This window comes from Clostridium sp. KLE 1755 (genome assembly GCF_000466465.2).
Classification (GTDB): domain Bacteria; phylum Bacillota; class Clostridia; order Lachnospirales; family Lachnospiraceae; genus Eisenbergiella; species Eisenbergiella porci.
In genome coordinates this window covers 54,537-72,473 of record NZ_KE992771.1, presented here as the reverse complement: position 1 = coordinate 72,473, position 17,937 = coordinate 54,537, and the positions used below count along the sequence as shown (strand labels likewise).

Genomic DNA, 17,937 nt, shown 5'->3' with positions numbered 1-17,937 from the left:
CCCGCCCCAGGGACACCCGAAAGCAGAACCGCCCCCATCCCCCGGAAGCGGCCCCAAATCTTTGCTCCCCGCACGGACGGGAAACCAATGGAGGATGAAGGGATGAGATTTATTATTTCACCGGCTAAAAAGATGAATGTGGATGGGGATACGATGGAGGCTGTTGGGAGGCCGGTTTTTTTGGAGAGGGCGGAGGTGCTTAAGGGATGGCTGCAGGGGCAGTCTAAGGAGGAGCTGCAGAGGCTTTGGGGGTGTAATGAAAAAATTGCGGAGTTGAATTATGAGAGGCTGCGGGGGATGGATTTGGAGAAGGGGGTGACTCCGGCGGTGCTGGCTTATGAGGGGATTCAGTATCAGTATATGGCGCCCCGGGTGTTTGAGGCGGGCGAGTGGGAGTATGTGGAGGAGTATGTGAGGATTTTATCGGGGTTTTATGGGATATTGCGGCCGCTTGACGGGGTGGTGCCGTACCGGCTGGAGATGCAGGCGAAGGGGAATCCAGAGGGAAAGGGAAATTTGTATGATTTCTGGAAGGATGCCATCTATGGGAAGCTGCGGGAGGAGACGGATTGTATTGTGAATCTGGCTTCCAAGGAGTATTCGCGGTGCGTGGAGGATTGGCTGACGGGGGATGTGAGGTATATAAGCTGTGTTTTTGGGGAAGAAAAGATAAGAGATGATAAGAGCGTACCGGGGAAAAAGGGGTGGCCGCCGGTGGTGCAGAAGGGGACGCAGGCGAAGATGGCGAGAGGGGAAATGGTACGGTTCGCGGCGCAGCAGGATATCAGGGACTGGAGGGAGCTGAGGGGCTTTAACAGGCTGGGATATGAATTCAGGGAGGAGTATTCCTCGGAAAGTCAGCTGGTGTTTGTAAAAAAGAAGGATTAGGTGCGGTCCGTATCCCCTTTGGCTTTCTGCTGTAACGGTCTGCTCACCGGCCTCTCTGACGGCCTGTACCTGGAATTGCGGGGAGGGCGGATGAGAGCGCTATTTGACAGAGGGAGGATCAGGCATTAAACTAAAGAATGAGGAACAGCGGTTCGGGTGGCTGAAACGTTAGAAACAGGAAAGGAAATGGATTGAGATGTACGTGATAGCTGGGCTTGGTAATCCGAAGCGGGAGTATGAGAATACCCGGCATAATGTGGGATTTGATGTGATAGATGCCATTGCTTCCAAATATGGAATCAGGGTGATTGAGAGGAAGCATAAGGCCCTTGTGGGCAGGGGCTATATTGACGGGATGAAGGTGGTGCTTGCAAAACCGCAGACTTTTATGAATCTGAGTGGTGAAAGCATCCGGGAAATCATAGACTATTATAAGGTAGATCCTCAGTCAGAGCTGGTGGTGGTGTGCGATGATATCAGCCTGGAGCTGGGACAGCTGCGTATCCGGAAAAAAGGAAGCGCAGGTGGGCATAACGGATTGAAAAATATTATTGCCCAGTTGGGGACGGACGGCTTTGCGCGGATTAAAATGGGCGTGGGTAACAAGCCGGAGGGATATGATCTGGCGGATTATGTGCTCGGACATTTTACCGGCGCGGAGCGCAAAATCATGGATGAAAGCATTGGGTATGCGGTGGATGCTGCCGTGACCATGCTGGAGAAGGGGCCGGACGAGGCCATGAACAGATTCAATGGAAAGCGGGCAGGCGGGGAAGGTAAATGAATGCGATAACAGCACCGTTACGGGAACTGGCGGAATTTGAAGAGGGTCAGGCGCTTCTGAAAAAGGAGAGGGCCTGTATCGGCTTTACCGGATGTGTGGATTCCCAGAAGCTTCATATGGCGTATGGACTCAGCGATGGTTTCCGGTATAAAATCATCGTTACTTTCAGTGATTTGAAGGCGCGGGAAATTTATGAGGATTATCAGTTTTATGACAGGGATGTGACCCTGTATCCTGCGAAGGATCTGATTTTTTACCAGGCGGATATCCATGGGAACCAGCTGGTGACGGATCGGATGAAGGCGCTGCGTAAAATTATTGAGGGGAAGCCGCTGACGGTGATCACCACCTTTGCGGCGTTGATGTCCCCCCAGGTGCCTTTGGAGGAAATCGCTGCGTCGGTCATCCATATTGACGGCGACAGCAGGCTGGACGAGGGCAGTCTCGCCCGCAGCCTGACGCAGATGGGATATGAAAAAAATTATCAGGTGGACGCGCCGGGGCAGTTTTCCATCCGGGGCGGGATCATTGATATTTTTGATCTGACGGAGGAAAATCCATACCGTATCGAGCTGTGGGGGGAGGAAGTGGAGTCCATCCGCAGCTTTGACCTGCTCAGCCAGCGCAGTGTGGAGAAGCTGGCTAACGTGGATATTTATCCGGCGACGGAAATGATGCTTTCCGGGCAGCAGAAGGAGGAAGGGCTTCGGAAAATTGAGAAGGAAGCGAAGGCTTTTGCCGGGAAGCTGCAGGAGTCGTTCCAGACGGAGGAGGCGCACCGGGTCAGGACGCAGGTGAAAGAGCTGCGGGAGCAGGTGCAGGAGTTTTCCCAGATTACGAACCTGGAAAGCTATATCCGGTATTTTTATGAGGAGACGGTTTCGTTCCTGAAGTTTTTCCCGGTGGGGGAGACCTGTGTTTTTATTGATGAGGCGCTGCGGGTAAAGGAGCATGCTTCAGCGGTCGAGATGGAATTCAGGGAGAGCATGGGGCACAGGCTGGAGAAGGGCTATATTTTGCCGGGACAGGCGGATCTGTTGTATGGCTTTGAGGAAACAGCCGGGTTTCTGCAGAATTTAAGGTGTGTGCTGCTTTCTTCCATGGACAGTAAAAATGCGCTGCTGAAGCCGCAGAAGAAGTTTGATGTGAATGTAAAAGGCATGTCCTCCTATAACAGCAGCTTTGAAGCGCTGGTTTCGGATTTGAAGCGGTATAAGAAAAACGGCTTCCGGGTGCTTCTGCTTTCAGGCTCGCGGACCAGGGCGAAGCGGCTTGCGGAGGATCTGCAGGAGCAGGGGCTGTCAAGCTTTTACAGCGAGGATGGGGATCGTGAGGTAAAATCCGGAGAGGTCATGCTGTATTACGGGCATGTGAAGCGGGGGTTTGAGTATCCGCTGCTGAAATTCGTGGTGATTACGGAGAGTGATATTTTCGGTTCGCAGCAGAAGAAAAAGAAGAAGAAAAAGAAGTTTGAAGGCCAGAAAATCAATGATTTTGCCGAACTGAAGATCGGCGATTATGTGGTGCATGAGAGTCATGGTCTGGGCATCTATCAGGGGATTGAAAAGGTTGAGGTGGATAAGGTTGTAAAGGATTACATCAAGATTTCCTACCGGGACGGGGGAAATCTGTATGTGCTTGCCACGGGGCTGGATGTGATTCAGAAATACGCGTCCTCCGATGCGGCCAAAACGCCCAAGCTTAACAAGCTGGGCACCCAGGAATGGAGCCGGACCAAATCCAAGGTGCGCAGCGCTGTGGATGAGGTGGCAAAGGATTTGGTGGAGCTTTATGCCGTCAGACAGCAGAAGGAGGGGTATCCTTATTCCAGGGATACGGTATGGCAGAAGGAGTTTGAGGAGTGCTTCCCGTTTGAGGAGACGGAGGATCAGCTGGCGGCGATTGCAGCTACCAAGGAGGATATGGAAAGCTACCGGATTATGGACCGCCTGATATGCGGCGATGTGGGCTACGGTAAGACGGAAATCGCCATCCGGGCCGCGTTCAAGGCCATCCAGGATGGAAAACAGGTGGCGTTTTTAGTGCCTACTACGATCCTTGCCCAGCAGCATTATAATACCTTTGTCCAGAGAATGAAGGATTTCCCGGTGCGGATTGATCTGATGTCCCGTTTCCGGACGCCGTCGGAGCAGAAAAAAACGGTGGAGGATCTGCGGAAAGGGCAGGTGGATATTGTCATCGGGACGCACCGCATCCTTTCTTCGGATATCCAGTTCAAGGATCTGGGGCTTCTGATCATCGACGAGGAACAGCGTTTCGGGGTGACCCACAAGGAAAAAATCAAGAAAATAAAGGATAATGTGGATGTGCTGACGCTGACGGCGACGCCTATCCCCAGAACCCTCCATATGTCGCTGGTGGGCATCCGGGATATGAGCGTGCTGGAGGAGCCGCCCAACGACAGGCTGCCGATCCAGACGTTTGTATGTGAGTATAATGAGGAGATGGTGCGGGAGGCCATTGTCAGGGAGCTGACCAGGGGCGGCCAGGTTTATTATGTGTATAACCGGGTCAACAATATAGCTGATGTGGCGGCTGCGCTGCAGCAGCTGGTGCCGGAGGCTGTCGTGGCCTTTGCCCACGGGCAGATGAAGGAGCATGAGCTGGAGCGGATTATGTATGATTTCATTAACGGGGAAATAGACGTTCTGGTTGCAACCACGATTATTGAAACCGGGCTGGATATTTCCAATGTGAATACCATGATCATTCATGACTCCGATCAGCTGGGGCTTTCCCAGCTCTATCAGCTGCGCGGGCGCGTGGGGCGTTCCAACCGGACCGCCTATGCCTTCCTGATGTATAAACGGGATAAGATGCTTAAGGAAATAGCGGAAAAACGTCTTTCCGCCATCCGGGAATTTACGGATCTGGGAAGCGGGTTTAAAATTGCCATGCGGGATCTGGAAATCAGGGGGGCAGGCAATCTTTTAGGACGGAAGCAGCATGGCCATATGGAGGCGGTAGGCTACGATCTTTATTGCAAAATGCTCAATGAAGCGGTGAAGAATCTGAAGGGCGAGCTTACGATTGTGGATTTCACCACCACGGTGGAGCTGGAGGCGGATGCGTTTATCCCGCCCTCTTATATTGTCAACGAGCAGCAGAAGCTGGATATTTACAAGCGCATTGCCGGGGTGGAAACCCATGCGGAAAGCGAGGATATGAAGGAGGAGCTGCTTGACCGGTTCGGGGAGGTCCCGAAATCTGTGGATAACCTGCTCCGGATTGCGCTGATCCGTGTATTGGCGCATGAGCTGTATATTACGGAAGTGAAGGGGCGGAACGGGGAACTGAAAATCACCATGCGGCCGGATGCCAATTTGAAGGGGGAAAACCTCCCTGTAATTTTAGGGAAGCATAAAAACAAGCTGACCTTCAGCGCCAGGGGGACGCCGGTATTTTTTTACCGTTATAAGAAATGCGGCGTTGTGGAAAAGGATGCGGAAAACCTGATCCGTCTGACGGAGGGACTGCTTGCCGACATGAAAGAGATACTGGCGGGGAATTAGGACGGCGTTTTTGCCGTAAGGATAGGAGACAGCAATGGATAAAACAGACTACAGGATTTTACGGATATTGAAGGAAAACGGCCGGGAGTCCGCCTCTGATATCGGAAAGGAAATTCATCTGTCCGTGTCGGCAGTACTGGACCGGATAAAAAAGCTGGAGGATTCCGGTGTGATAAAAAGCTATACGATTCTGGTGGATTCGTCAAAGCTGGGCAATGATGTGATCGCCCTGATGGAGGTCAGCCTGGAGCATCCCCGTTTTTATGATGAATTTACGGAGACGGTGAGGGGGATTGACGCTGTTGTGGACTGTTATTATCTGACGGGGGATTTTGACTTTAACCTGAAGGTGACCTGCGCGTCCTCGGATGAGCTGGAGCAGATCCACAGGAAAATCAAATCCATTCCAGGGGTTTCTGCCACCAGGACGCATTTTGCGCTGAAGGAAGTGAAGAATGTGTATGCGGCAATACCCGGGGAATAAGAACGGCGGCCCGATTGCCTGAATTGCTCCCTGTAAGAAAGGGGCGGTAACAGCCGGAAGGTTTCTTTCAAATTGCTGATTGATGCGGTATCGCAGGCAGGCCTGCGATAGACAGGAGGTAAACAAATGAAAAAGGTTCTTGTAGTGATTGACATGCAGAATGATTTTATTGACGGTTCTTTGGGAACTGCGGAAGCGCAGGCCATTGTGGGAAAAGTGCTTGAGAAAATAAAGGCCTATCCTGCGGACCGGATTTACGCCACCAGGGATACGCACGGTGAGAATTATCTGGAAACGCCGGAAGGAAAGAGCCTTCCGGTGGCTCATTGTGTGCGTGGTACCGACGGCTGGCAGATCCGTCCGGAAATTGCCAGGGCCATGCCGGATGCAGTCATTGTGGATAAGCCCACCTTCGGTTCCACGGCGCTGGCAGAGCTTCTTTTTGAGGAAAATAAAAAAGAAACGCTTGAAATTGAACTGGTGGGACTGTGCACCGATATTTGTGTGGTGTCCAACGCGCTTCTTCTTAAGAGCTTTATGCCGGATAACCGGATCGCAGTGGATCCTGCATGCTGTGCGGGAGTGACGCCAAAGAGCCATGAGGCGGCCCTGCTCACCATGAAAATGTGCCAGATAGCCATGGAAGGGCAGGAACAGGCATGAAAATCATATATCAGATAGGTATTATTTTTTCCCTGTGCTGGGTGAGCCAGATTGTGGAGGCGCTGCTTCCCATTGACTTTCCCGCCAGCGTTATCGGGATGATTCTGTTGTTTGCCCTGCTCGTATTCCGGGTGCTGAAGGTGGAGCATATCCGGGAAAAGTCGGATTTCCTGCTGGCAAATATGGCTTTCTTTTTTGTGCCTGCGGGGGTGAGCATTATCAATTATTTTGATGTTTTAAAGAGCAGCGTGGTACAGCTTCTTCTGATATGCCTGTTCACTACTGTGCTTACCTTTGCGGCTACGGCAGGGAGCATACGGCTGACGCTGAAGCTGATGAACCGCAGAAAGGGAGGGCGGGAAAATGGCTGAGCTGACATCTTCTCCCTTTTTCGGCATTGCCCTGAGCATTATTGCCTTTTCCATCGGGGTATGGATTCAGAAGAAAACAGGGCTTGTGGTTTGTAATCCCCTGATTATTGCCATTGTGCTGGTTATCGGGGTGCTGCTGCTGTTTCATATCCCTTATGAGGCTTACAATGAGGGCGGAAGCATTATCAATATGTTCCTTGCTCCGGCCACCAGCTGTCTGGCGGTTTCTATCTATACAAGAGTGGAGCTTCTGAAGAAGAACTGGCTTCCTATTCTGGTGGGCTGTACTGTGGGATCGCTCACCTCCATGGGGAGTGTTTTCCTGCTGTGCAGGCTGTTCGGCCTGGATGAAGCGATGACGAATTCCCTGCTCCCCAAGTCCGTTACCACGCCTATTGCGGTGGGAATTTCCGAGAGCCACGGCGGGCTTGTGCCGGTAACGGTGGTGGCGGTTATTATCACGGGCATTATGGGTAGCATTCTGGCCCCGTGGCTGATACGTATCTTCCGGGTGAAGGATTCCATGACGGCGGGCCTTTCTATTGGCGCGTGCAGCCATGCGGTGGGAACCTCCAAGGCAATTGAGCTGGGGGAGACGGAAGGGGCCATGAGCGGGCTGGCTATCGGTATCTGCGGGATACTTACCGTTGTATTTTCTTTGTTTTTGATGTGAATGGGACCAGGAACAGCCGCAGAAACGAAGCCGGCTGTTCCTGGTCCCTGAGGTGAGGCTGATTTGGGAAAAGCCGGTAGGGATATTGGGATTTTAATAAGAGAGATTGTGAGTGCCTTTCCGATGTGGAGGGCATTTTTTTTGTGCTCGTTTTTGGGAGAGGGCTACCGGGAAAATTTGAGTTTTTTTGCATGAAAAATTACAGGTTACATGAATTTTTTAGAAAATGTACGGGAAATATTTAAAAGTTTTGGCGTATTGGGGAAACGGGGAGGATGGTAGAATCTTTCTTGAAAGCAGGGCGGAGGCCGGAAAGGACTGAGGATGGAATTATGAGGAGAACGGGTGAAAAGAGGCGGATGACGGCCAGGGACAAGCGTGGAAAGAAGATGTTTTTTATGATACTTCCTTTTCTGATCCTGAGCTTTATGTTTTCGTATTTTCCGCTGCATGGTTGGATTTATGCTTTTTATGATTATAAGGCGCCGCTGAAGCTGAGTCAGTGTCCGTTTGTGGGACTGAAATGGTTTCGGATGTTTTTCAGTAACGGAACGCAGCTGGCGCAGCTCTGGCAGGTTATGAAGAATACGTTTGCCATGAGCTTTCTGAGCATTGCCACTTCGGTGTTGCCGTTGATGTTCGCAGTTTTTTTGAGTGAGATTAAGTGCAAGTGGTTTAAAAATATCGTGCAGACGATGACGACGCTGCCTAATTTTATCAGCTGGGTACTGGTCTATTCCGTGGCGTTCAGTTTGTTTTCCAATACGGGTATGGTGAATACGCTGCTGCAGAACCTGGGACTGACTACAGAGGCGGTAAAGTTTTTGGACAGTGATTCTCATACATGGCTTTCCATGCTGCTGTGGCATACATGGAAGAGTCTGGGGTGGAGCGCCATTATGTATCTTGCCGCAATTGCGGGCGTGGATCAGGAGCTTTATGAGGCGGCGAGGGTTGACGGCGCAGGGCGGTTTAAGCTGATGAGACATATTACGCTGCCGTCATTGATGCCAACCTTTTTCGTCCTTTTGATGCTCTCTGTGGCGAACTTCCTGAATAACGGGATGGACCAGTATTTTGTATTTCAGAATGCGTTTAATAAGACGCATATCCAGGTGCTTGACCTGTATGTTTATAATCTCGGTATATCGGGAAGCAGTATATCCCTGGCAACCGCAATCAGCATGATGAAGAGTGTCGTAAGCGTTACGCTGCTGGTGTTCGTTAATTTTGTATCCAAAAGGGTAAGGGGAGAATCCATTATTTAGGAGGCGGCATATGAAGGCTTTGTCGATAGAAAGAGGTAAAAAGCGCTCAAAAGAGGATGTAATTTTCGGCGTGGTAAATTATACGTTGTTTGCGGTATTTACACTGATTTGCGTGTATCCGTTTTATTATCTGATTATTAATTCGCTCAGCGCCAATGATTTGAGTGGAAACGGCAGCATTAATTTTCTGCCGCGTCAGCTGCATCTGGAAAATTATAAGCAGGTGCTTCAACTGAAGGGACTGGCAACCGCGGCGCTTGTTTCCGTGGCAAGGACGGCGATTGGAACGGTATGCACCGTGCTTGCATCGGCTTTTCTCGGGTTTATGTTTACGCAGGAAGGAATGTGGAAGAGGAAAATCTGGTACCGGATGCTGGTGGTTACCATGTATTTTAATGCGGGTCTGATTCCTATGTTTTTGACAATGCAGAATCTGCATCTGACCAATTCCTTCTGGGTATATATCATTCCTGTCATTGTACAGCCGTTTAATATTATTCTGGTAAAAACCTATATGGAATCCATTCCCAAGTCACTTCAGGAAGCGGCGGAAATGGACGGCGCGGGGCTTATGACGGTATTTATTAAAATCATACTCCCAACGGCTACCCCCATATTAGCGACCATCGCTATTTTTGCGGCTGTGGCTCAGTGGAACGCGTTTCAGGATACGTTGATTTATATTACGGATCAGAAGCTGTATTCACTGCAATATATTTTATATCAGTATATCAATCAGGCCAATTCCCTGGCAACCATGGTGAAAAACAGCAGCGGCGGCACTAATCTGAATATGGCAGTGCTTGCCACACAGCAGACGCCTACCTCCATAAGGATGACGGTATCGGTAATTGTAGTAATGCCTATTCTGTTTGTGTATCCCATGTTTCAGCGTTATTTTGTAAAAGGCATCATGATTGGATCTGTTAAGGGTTGATAGAAAAATTTATTCATAATATGATATGAGAAGGAGGTTCTTATGAAGAAGAAACTGGTGAGTATGGTTTTATGTACGGCTATGGCGCTGTCCATGATCGCGGGCTGTGGGGAGAGTAGACAGCCTGCGGCATCGGCACAGCCGCAGGAGGCGGCCGGGACGGAATCGGACGGGAGCGCCACAAATGGGAAATACAAGGAATTCCTGACGGTGGATGTGTTTGATTCCCAGGCAAATTATCAGGGAATACAGAGCGGCTGGTTTGCTAAGATCGTGAAAGACAAATTTAATATGGAACTGAATATAATTGCACCCAATGTGGCCGGCGGCGGGGATACCCTGTTCCAGACAAGGAGCGCGGCGGGTAACCTGGGGGATCTGATTTTTACCTCTGCTGACAGAGGCCGCCTTCAGGATCTGGTTACGGCAGGCCTGGTAATGGATATGACGGATCTGATAAAGGATGAAAAAAATCTGGAAAGATACAGGGATGCGATTGAGTATACCAACGCGGAGCTGGTGGAGGAGGAAGGGATTTATATGATTCCCTCAGAGGTTACCACCCTGCCGCCGACAACGCCCATGGAGGGTACGGACTGTAACTCGGGCGTGTACCTGCGCTGGGATTTGTATAAGCAGCTGGGCTGCCCTGAGCTTAAGACTGTGGAGGATATGCTTGATGTATTGAAGCAGATGCAGGATCTGTGCCCGGAAAGCGATTCCGGGAAAAAGACATACGCATTTTCCCTATTTAAGGACTGGGATGATAATGCAATGAAGCAGGGAGCATGGCTTCCCAGTCTTTATGGCTATCGTTTTATGGGAGATGCAGTATATTCAGCGGATGATTCTCTGCCGCCTCAGAGCCTGGTGGATGATAATTCTGTATATATCCGTAATCTGAGACTCTTTTTTGAGGCAAACCAGATGGGGCTTGTGGATCCGGAATCCACTACGCAGAATTATGATACCCTGTACAATAAATATAAGGACGGTGCGGTGCTTTTTTCTCCCTGGCCCTGGCTGGGACAGGCGGCATATAATGTGACAGAGCATGTTAATGAAGGAAAAGGCTTTATGGCCGTTCCTGTAGATGATATGAAGATTTATTCCTGGGGTTGTTATGCAAAAGGCAATCCAGCCAACAGCGCTATGATTGGAAGTAAGGCACAGGATCCCCAGAGAATGGCTGATTTTATCGACTGGCTGTATTCTCCGGAAGGAATCAGCAACAGTGCGGGGCATGCGGTTACATTATCAGGCCCGGAAGGACTGACCTGGGAAATGAAGGATGGGGCGCCTGTCCTGACGGAGTTCGGAAAGCAGTGTCTTGTGGACGGAGATGCGCAGATGCCTGAGGAATATGGCGGCGGAACATGGAAGGATGGAAAACCGCAGATAGCGCTTAAAGCAATTTCAAGCGCGGAAATTAACCCGGTGACAGGCCACCCTTATGATTATACTCTTTGGGATTCATACACGGAGCTTAACAGCAATGATTTAATCAAGGACTGGCAGGATCACTACGGTGTAAAAACAGCTGTGGAATATTACCAGGATCACGGGCAGGTGCTGGTGGCACCCGGATGCTCTTATTCGGAACCGGCGGAGGATTCGGAAATTGCCACGATCCGTACACAGATCAATTCCACTGTAGTTGAATATTCCTGGAAGGCTGTTTTTGCAAGGGACGAAGCGGAATTTAACGAATATATCAAACAGATGCAGGATGTGGTCAACGGACTTGGATATGAAAGAATCCTGGAAATCGATATGCAGAAGGTCGAGGATCAGAAGGCCGAAAGACAAAAAGTACTTCAGTAAAGGAAGAAAAGCATGTATCAGATAAAAACAGACTGCCATGTGCACACCATATTAAGCGGACATGCGTATAGCACCGTAGAGGAATGTGCTGTTTACGCGGCGAAGCAGGAATTGGAGGGAATCGTAATTACGGATCATTTCTGCCCGATCCGCGAGGAAGAATTCGGGGATAAAATCGTCCCGATTATCAACCTGACCGTACTGCCGCCTTATATTCAGGGGGTGCGGGTCATGCGGGGAATGGAAGCGGATATTCTGGATTTGGAGGGGCACCTGGAAAATTATAACGTGATGCATGACGGAAAAAGCGTACTGGAGGAGGCCTGGAAGGATTCGGAGCTGGTGATCGCCAGCGTTCACCGGGGGCCGGGGAAGATGGAAACGGATCGGGAGGATGTGCCGGGGAATACCGGGATGTATATAAAGGTTCTTCAGCATCCCAAGGTGAAGGTTCTGGGACATGTGGGGAGAAGCGGGTATCATTTTGATATGCTTCCTGTCATCAGAGAGGCCGGAAGGCTGGGAAAGGCGCTGGAAATCAACGAAGCGTCTTCCCGCTTCGGAACGCAGATCCCTGCTCTCTGCCGAAGGGTGGCAGAGCTGTGTGCGCAGGAGAACACCCGGATTATGGTGAATTCCGATGCACATTCGGCACATTCCGTCGGTATCTATGAAAAAAGCATCCATATGCTGGAGGAAATCCATTTTCCGGAGGAGCTGATAGCCAACCGGGATTTGGCTTCCCTAGAGGCTTTCCTGAAGGAATAAGGCGGGAAGTGTTAAAAAAGTAAGCAGAAGAATAACCAGTTAAAAAAGAGGGAATCCACGGATGCGGGTTCCTCTTTTTTGCATCTCTTTCGCAGGCAAAAGGTTCTGTGTGGGAGGCAGATTAATCGGCAGGCAGCAGAGGAAGGCATAAATGGACGCAGGTGCCTTCCCCGGGATGGCTGGTAATGCGCATATAATAGGGCGGGCCATAAATCAACTGGATTCGCTGCTGTATATTGTAAAGTCCGATACTGTCGGAGGAATCCGGACAGTTGGGGTACTCCAGCTTTTTTTCCAGCGCCTCCAGTTCTTCGGCCGTCATACCCTTACCGTTATCCGAAATATCAATGTAGAGACGGTTGTCCTCCCGGGTATCCAGGGTCAGCCGGATCTGCCCGTTGCTTTCCGTTTCCTCAAGCCCATGCAGAATTGCATTTTCTACAATTGGCTGGAGAAGCAGGGGAAGAATTTTGTAGGAGGAAAGGGAAAAATTGTCCGGTATCCTGCAGGTATAATTGATCCGATCCTCAAAACGCAGCTTCTGGATTGCGAGGTAGGCAGAAATATAGTCAAGCTCCTTATCCAGCGTGGTGCTGGCAGTCCCTGTGTTTTCCAGGACATAACGCATTGTTTTCCCCAGAAGTTTGGCGGCGGAGGCAGTTTCCCGGTCGCCGTAATCAAGAGACATCATACGGATAGTTTCCAGAGAATTATAAATAAAATGGGGATTGATCTGACTGGCCAGCAGCTTATATTCCATTTGCTGCTGCTGGTTGATCAGCGTCTGTTCCTTGAGTTGGGCTTCATATACCTGTACCTCCTGCTGCTTGATATTATGGATCATCACTTTAAGCCCATGAAAGGTATCCGTCAGCTCATCATCGCCTTTAAAGGTATCGATGATATCATAATTTCCCTGGCTGGCATGCTGCATGGCAGTCTGCAGCGTGGTGACACGGCGGCTGAAGTAGCGGGTGGAATAGAGGATGCCGAACAGGGAAGCAGCCATGGCGGCGGCCAGTACCAAAAGACAGATGGCTCCGATTTTAAACAGTGAATCTCTGGCATGGAGGTCGATGGTGGTCAGGTAAAACTGTTCCTCGGTATGATAAGCCGGAAGCGTGGATATGCTGCCGACCTGCTTTTTATTCTGAAAGGGGATAAAGCCGTCGAAATGGTAGCCTTTTTTATCATAATCAATGGGCACAGGCTGGGCTTTTCCCTGGAAGGAGCGGCTGCTGGAGAAGAAGACTGGCTGTTCTCCGATGGAAATGGAGGTGAACAGGCTGTTGTTCTGAATCCGGTTTTTCAGAAAATTATTGCTCAGGCTGATTGCAAGAACAGCCCGGCTGTCAGATGGGGAAAGAGGGACAGAGCGTAAGAAAATAAGCTCGGGAGCGGCGGTATCCGCAGCCGGCAGAGAGCCGTATGCATCTATGCTCCCGGTTTCCCATGCCACGCTGCTGCTGATGGCAACGCGGGGGAACCATTCCTCCGTAACCCGGGTATCCGCCTGACGGAAATAACGGCTGTCAGGAATGGTGGGATTGTCCATATAAATCAGTATGGAAGAAATGGCAGTATTGTTGGCAAGGAGAGTCGCCAGCCTGCCGTAGCTACTGCAGGCCGTCGCTGCTTCACCGCTGTCAGTAAAATCGGTGGTCAACAGCTGCTTCAGCTCTTCATCGCTAAAAAGCTCTTCGGAGATTGTATAGAAATTCAGCGTGGCATCAAGCAGGACGGATTTGGCCCGCAGATTATCGGAAACAGCCTGGGTCTCCGCCTGCCTGTAAAGGAAATTGATGGCATAGCAGGAAAGAAATACACCGATAAACAGAAGCGGAACCAAAATAACGGGAATCAGCATCCGATGCATATGTTTTTGGATTCTGGTATGGGAAGCATGTTTTTGCATTATGTAGGGATACTCCTTTTAGTTACGGAACTTTCTGCGGTATTCCGCGGGACTTTCTCCGACGATTTTTTTAAACTTGGTATGAAAATAGTCCACATTGCTGTAGCCTACTTTTTCTGCAATTTCATATACCTTCAGGGAGCCGTCCCTGAGAAGCTCCATGGATGCATCAATTCGTACCTGATCCAGATAGGCGGTAAAGTTCATGCCCATTTTCTGTGTAAAAAGCTTTCCCAGGTAGGCACTGTTGTATCCAAAAAGCGGCGCGATCCTTTCCAGCTTCAGGCTGCTCATATAATTATGCTGTATATAGTGAATCACGTTTTCCAGGGTGCTTTCCCGGGAGGTTGTTCCCAGGGAGCGCATGATCATTTCCGCCTGTTCGGAGAGGAAGGTTATAATTTCATAGAGATAGTATCTGGTGTTGATGAAATCAACTGCCCAGCTGTTGGGAGGAAAAGGAATGTCAAATGTATGGTAATGATAGCGTATGGACTCCTTAACCTGCAGGTACAGATCTATCAGAAAAAGACGTATTTCCTCAATGGGAGCTGAGGAAAGGTAAATCTGTTCCCGGAGGCTGTCCAGGCTTTCGGCCACCATTTCACGGTTCAGGGTCTGAATATAGCCAAGCAGTCTGTCCTGATACTCCTGCAGTGCGCCGATGCCGGCAGAAGTAAGAGATGTCCTGCGGGCCGGCAGTTGGTGGTAACCGAAGGTATGCTGCCCCTGATCACAGTAGAATCTCATTTTTAAAAGGAAGAGCGCCTCCTGATAGGACTCCGTGATTTCCTCGGGACGGTAAACTACATGGCCATAAGTAATGAAAAGGCTGTCCAGAGGCGAACCCTTCTGTGGCTTCACCTCGCGTTCAAAGCGTTCTACAAAATCGGAAAAACGGCGGATGGCAAAATCACCTTTTAAAAGGATCACCTCATTATTATCGATGGTTAAAGTGTCAAAGGAATGGTTATCCTCATTGGTAAGCCGGAGAAGATCGGAAAAACGGTAGGAGACTGCAGCGGCATTGTGGCTATATTTTTCATAAATGGCGGCCTGGTAGCAGCCTGACAGCAATCCCAGCTCCTTCAGATCCTGATCGGATATGCGGGAAGAGCCGGTAAGCACATCACTCAGGATGCCATCCCTGGCTTTTTCACTGAAATATTCGATGGCAGAGGTATGCTTTTCCCTTACGGAAAGCTCGTCTGTCACTTTTTTCAGATAGTCGGTGAGTTCATCCTCATCCACGGGTTTGGAAATATAATATTTTACATCATACCGCATGGCCTCCTGCGCATATTTAAAATCGGAATATCCGCTGAGTATTATAATGATGCCGCGGTATCCGTCAGCCCTGGCAAGCCTGGCTACATCCAGGCCGCTGAGCCGCGGCATACGGATATCTAACAGAGTCACATCCGGATTTTTGTCAAGGATGAACCGCAGGGCATCCTCTCCATTAGAGGCTTCCCCTATAAAAGAGAAACCAAGTGTTTCCCAGTCTATCAGCCGGCGGATGCCCTGCCTGATTTTTGTTTCATCATCTGCAATAAAATAGGTGTACATAATTCCCTTCATTTTCCCCATGTAATAAATTTGTGAAAAAAAGTCCGCCGCTTACAGGCTGCAAAGGACCTTTGGCATATGAAGCCTGCATTAATTATAGAAGAGTACAACAGAATTGTCCAATGCAGTTTAAGAAATAAAACAGAACTGTAAAGGTATGGAACTGTTAAATAAAAACAGTGAATATTTTCCTCAATTTTACAAATACTACATTTACCAAACCAATGAAGTCAAATACCTTACAGCAAGCGCGGCGGACAAGTTCCGGGGTATCTGGCCTCGCGGCAGTCACAGGATGGACATGCGGGTATGTCCGGCCGGCCGTTGCCTGCGGGAATAAAATAAATGTAAAAAGAGGTTAAGAGGCGCACAGCCAAAGACCCTGCAGAAGGAGGAAATATGAAAGCAACAGGAATTGTGCGGAGAATAGATGATCTGGGTAGAATTGTCATCCCCAAGGAAATCAGGAGAACATTGAGGATCCGGGAAAGTGATCCCCTTGAAATTTTTACCGACAGGGAGGGAGAGATTATACTGAAAAAATATTCCCCTATCGGAGAGATGAGTACATTTGCAAAACAGTATGCAGAAAGTCTGGCACAGGTATCCGGGCAGATGACGCTGATTGCGGATCGTGACCAGTTTATAGCGGCAGCAGGCGGCTGCAAGGCGCTTATGGGAAAATCCATCAGCAAAGCGCTGGAGGAATCCATTGAGAACAGGGAAAGCATTCTCGCTGCAAAGGGAGATAAGAATTTTATTCAGGTAGCTGAGGAAGGAGAACCGGAATTTATACATGAAGCCATAAGCCCTATTATCTGTGAAGGCGATGTAATCGGCGCGGTGCTTCTTCTGAATAACGATCCCAAGTTAAAAATGGGAGAAGTGGAGCAAAAGCTGATTCTGTCCGCAGCCGGTTTTCTCGGCAGGCAGATGGAGCAGTAGGAAAAAGAAAGCTGAAAAAAACAACAAGGCAGGCAAAAAGCGGCTGCAGGGTTTCCGGGAGAGAAGTGATATGCTTCAAATATCGGAAAAACCTGCGCCGCTTTTATTTTTATATGGAAGCCGGAATAATTTTCAAAATCGCTCTAACAGGCATCAGGGCAGCCGGGGGCCGCTTTGTCCACACCGATATACATCCTGTCCTCAAAGGGGAGATAAATGCGTTTTCCCTGCAGGGAGGAAAGATAAATTCCCTTTACGATTTCCAGCGTTTTCCGGCCCTCGGTGACATCCACCCTGACAGGCTCGTCATTGATTATGGAAAGATAGAAATCACGGATCTGGGACAGGTGGCCGCTTCCCCAGTAGGCAGGGGTATTGCCGTCGGCATCGGCAGTGGGAAGGATTTCCTGGTAAACCCCGTCTGTTTCATAGAAACCGGTGTCCTGCTTCAGGCCGCAGCGTCCTTTTTCCCCCTGGAATTCCAGGTAAATGGGGGCATCCGCCGCGTAGGAATTGCAGGCGTAGAGGCTGTAAATGCAGCCGTTCTTAAACTGGATGGCCGCTTCCGCGGTATCCTCTACAAAAATTTTGTCGTGATAATGGTTATGCACGCTGCCGTCTATCCACTCCACGTCGCTGTCCAGCATATACCTGATGCGGTCAATGCTGTGGATTGCCTGGTCGATGAGCACGCCGCCGCCTTCCTTGTCCCAGGTTCCTTTCCAGTCGCTTCCTTCATAATAGGAATAGGGGCGTGACCAGGTGAGATAGGAGCGGGCGCTGAGGATACGGCCGAAGCGGCCTTCCCCTATCATCTGACGGAGCTGCTGTACGCCTTTTTCATAACGGGTCTGAAAAATGACGCCCAGTTTTTTACCGGAAGCGGCTTCGGCAGCTTTCATAAGATCCGCGTCCTGAAGCGTGATGGCCACCGGTTTTTCCGTAAGGACATGCATTCCTGCCTGCAGGGCACGGACTGCCATGGGGGCATGCAGGTAATGGGGCAGGCAAAGGTGGACCACATCAATTCCTTTTTCCTGCAGCTCCTCGAAGCCGGTTCCGTAAGCGGAGCCGAAGGGGGCGGCAAAGGCCCGAGCCTTTTCAATATCTGTGTCTATGGCACAGACGAATTCTGCGATATCCGATAATTTCGGAAATGCGTTTGCATAGCAGGCGGAAATTCTTCCGCAGCCTATCAGGGCAATTCGAAGTTTTTTCATAAGGACTCCTGTCTGCGTGGCGAAGCACGTGTTTTAATGAAGCGGTTGCAGATGCATTCCCGCCTTTATTTTTGGCTTTTGGATGAAAGGGGTTC

At 49.9% G+C, this 17,937-nt stretch carries 15 protein-coding genes; 12 read left to right on the top strand and 3 right to left on the bottom strand.

Annotated features, from left to right (window positions below):
• From yaaA to HMPREF1548_RS24930, 11 genes are all read left to right on the top strand, one after another.
• Window positions 1-888 (top strand): peroxide stress protein YaaA (gene yaaA / locus HMPREF1548_RS24980; RefSeq protein ID WP_021639544.1); only part of this gene is annotated, 888 nt, incomplete at its 5' end.
• Between the two features lie 196 nt (window positions 889-1,084).
• The gene (pth, locus tag HMPREF1548_RS24975; RefSeq protein ID WP_021639542.1) at window positions 1,085-1,672 is read left to right on the top strand and encodes an aminoacyl-tRNA hydrolase; all 588 of its coding nucleotides are present in this window, start codon (window positions 1,085-1,087) and stop codon (window positions 1,670-1,672) included.
• Window positions 1,669-5,205, top strand: a complete 3,537-nt coding sequence (gene mfd / locus HMPREF1548_RS24970; protein ID WP_021639541.1) for a transcription-repair coupling factor — start codon at window positions 1,669-1,671, stop codon at window positions 5,203-5,205. The genes pth and mfd overlap by 4 nt, the downstream gene beginning before the upstream one ends.
• A gap of 34 nt (window positions 5,206-5,239) precedes the next feature.
• Complete coding sequence (locus HMPREF1548_RS24965; protein WP_021639540.1) at window positions 5,240-5,689, top strand: Lrp/AsnC family transcriptional regulator; 450 nt, start codon at window positions 5,240-5,242, stop codon at window positions 5,687-5,689.
• A 126-nt stretch (window positions 5,690-5,815) separates the two neighbouring features.
• Window positions 5,816-6,352, top strand: coding sequence for a cysteine hydrolase family protein (locus HMPREF1548_RS24960; protein ID WP_021639539.1), 537 nt, complete (start codon window positions 5,816-5,818; stop codon window positions 6,350-6,352).
• Entirely contained in the window at window positions 6,349-6,723 is a 375-nt protein-coding gene (locus HMPREF1548_RS24955) for a CidA/LrgA family protein (RefSeq protein WP_021639538.1), read from the top strand. Before HMPREF1548_RS24960 ends, HMPREF1548_RS24955 begins: the two co-directional genes overlap by 4 nt.
• Window positions 6,716-7,396, top strand: coding sequence for an LrgB family protein (locus HMPREF1548_RS24950; protein ID WP_021639537.1), 681 nt, complete (start codon window positions 6,716-6,718; stop codon window positions 7,394-7,396). Before HMPREF1548_RS24955 ends, HMPREF1548_RS24950 begins: the two co-directional genes overlap by 8 nt.
• A gap of 332 nt (window positions 7,397-7,728) precedes the next feature.
• The gene (locus HMPREF1548_RS24945) at window positions 7,729-8,664 is read left to right on the top strand and encodes an ABC transporter permease (RefSeq protein WP_035323863.1); all 936 of its coding nucleotides are present in this window, start codon (window positions 7,729-7,731) and stop codon (window positions 8,662-8,664) included.
• Window positions 8,665-8,674: 10 nt separating this feature from the next.
• Window positions 8,675-9,601, top strand: a complete 927-nt coding sequence (locus HMPREF1548_RS24940) for a carbohydrate ABC transporter permease (RefSeq protein WP_021639534.1) — start codon at window positions 8,675-8,677, stop codon at window positions 9,599-9,601.
• A 42-nt stretch (window positions 9,602-9,643) separates the two neighbouring features.
• On the top strand, window positions 9,644-11,425 hold the full coding sequence (locus HMPREF1548_RS24935; RefSeq protein WP_021639533.1) for a type 2 periplasmic-binding domain-containing protein: 1,782 nt from the start codon (window positions 9,644-9,646) through the stop codon (window positions 11,423-11,425).
• Window positions 11,426-11,437: 12 nt separating this feature from the next.
• Window positions 11,438-12,193: a PHP domain-containing protein gene (locus HMPREF1548_RS24930; protein ID WP_021639532.1), complete on the top strand. Its 756-nt coding sequence runs from the start codon at window positions 11,438-11,440 to the stop codon at window positions 12,191-12,193.
• Between the two features lie 121 nt (window positions 12,194-12,314).
• Here HMPREF1548_RS24930 and HMPREF1548_RS24925 read toward each other — a convergent pair whose 3' ends face one another.
• Together HMPREF1548_RS24925 and HMPREF1548_RS24920 are read right to left on the bottom strand one after the other, a co-directional pair.
• Entirely contained in the window at window positions 12,315-14,108 is a 1,794-nt protein-coding gene (locus HMPREF1548_RS24925; protein ID WP_021639531.1) for a sensor histidine kinase, read from the bottom strand.
• A gap of 18 nt (window positions 14,109-14,126) precedes the next feature.
• Entirely contained in the window at window positions 14,127-15,689 is a 1,563-nt protein-coding gene (locus HMPREF1548_RS24920) for a response regulator (RefSeq protein WP_286138211.1), read from the bottom strand.
• A 387-nt stretch (window positions 15,690-16,076) separates the two neighbouring features.
• Here HMPREF1548_RS24920 and spoVT point away from each other — a divergent pair, with 387 nt between their 5' ends.
• Window positions 16,077-16,622, top strand: coding sequence for a stage V sporulation protein T (spoVT, locus tag HMPREF1548_RS24910; RefSeq protein WP_021639528.1), 546 nt, complete (start codon window positions 16,077-16,079; stop codon window positions 16,620-16,622).
• A gap of 143 nt (window positions 16,623-16,765) precedes the next feature.
• Here spoVT and HMPREF1548_RS24905 read toward each other — a convergent pair whose 3' ends face one another.
• Window positions 16,766-17,842, bottom strand: coding sequence for a Gfo/Idh/MocA family protein (locus tag HMPREF1548_RS24905; protein WP_021639527.1), 1,077 nt, complete (start codon window positions 17,840-17,842; stop codon window positions 16,766-16,768).
• Window positions 17,843-17,937: the final 95 nt, after the last annotated feature.

Bases quoted from the DNA above. Each gene is read 5' to 3' on its own strand.
- spoVT (WP_021639528.1), top strand. From the start codon at position 16,077: ATGAAAGCAACAGGAATTGTGCGGAGAATAGATGATCTGGGTAGAATT.
- HMPREF1548_RS24940 (WP_021639534.1), top strand. From the start codon at position 8,675: ATGAAGGCTTTGTCGATAGAAAGAGGTAAAAAGCGCTCAAAAGAGGAT.
- HMPREF1548_RS24920 (WP_286138211.1), bottom strand. From the start codon at position 15,689: ATGAAGGGAATTATGTACACCTATTTTATTGCAGATGATGAAACAAAA.
- HMPREF1548_RS24955 (WP_021639538.1), top strand. From the start codon at position 6,349: ATGAAAATCATATATCAGATAGGTATTATTTTTTCCCTGTGCTGGGTG.
- HMPREF1548_RS24945 (WP_035323863.1), top strand. From the start codon at position 7,729: ATGAGGAGAACGGGTGAAAAGAGGCGGATGACGGCCAGGGACAAGCGT.
- mfd (WP_021639541.1), top strand. From the start codon at position 1,669: ATGAATGCGATAACAGCACCGTTACGGGAACTGGCGGAATTTGAAGAG.
- pth (WP_021639542.1), top strand. From the start codon at position 1,085: ATGTACGTGATAGCTGGGCTTGGTAATCCGAAGCGGGAGTATGAGAAT.
- HMPREF1548_RS24930 (WP_021639532.1), top strand. From the start codon at position 11,438: ATGTATCAGATAAAAACAGACTGCCATGTGCACACCATATTAAGCGGA.
- HMPREF1548_RS24965 (WP_021639540.1), top strand. From the start codon at position 5,240: ATGGATAAAACAGACTACAGGATTTTACGGATATTGAAGGAAAACGGC.
- HMPREF1548_RS24960 (WP_021639539.1), top strand. From the start codon at position 5,816: ATGAAAAAGGTTCTTGTAGTGATTGACATGCAGAATGATTTTATTGAC.
- HMPREF1548_RS24905 (WP_021639527.1), bottom strand. From the start codon at position 17,842: ATGAAAAAACTTCGAATTGCCCTGATAGGCTGCGGAAGAATTTCCGCC.
- HMPREF1548_RS24950 (WP_021639537.1), top strand. From the start codon at position 6,716: ATGGCTGAGCTGACATCTTCTCCCTTTTTCGGCATTGCCCTGAGCATT.
- HMPREF1548_RS24925 (WP_021639531.1), bottom strand. From the start codon at position 14,108: ATGCAAAAACATGCTTCCCATACCAGAATCCAAAAACATATGCATCGG.
- HMPREF1548_RS24935 (WP_021639533.1), top strand. From the start codon at position 9,644: ATGAAGAAGAAACTGGTGAGTATGGTTTTATGTACGGCTATGGCGCTG.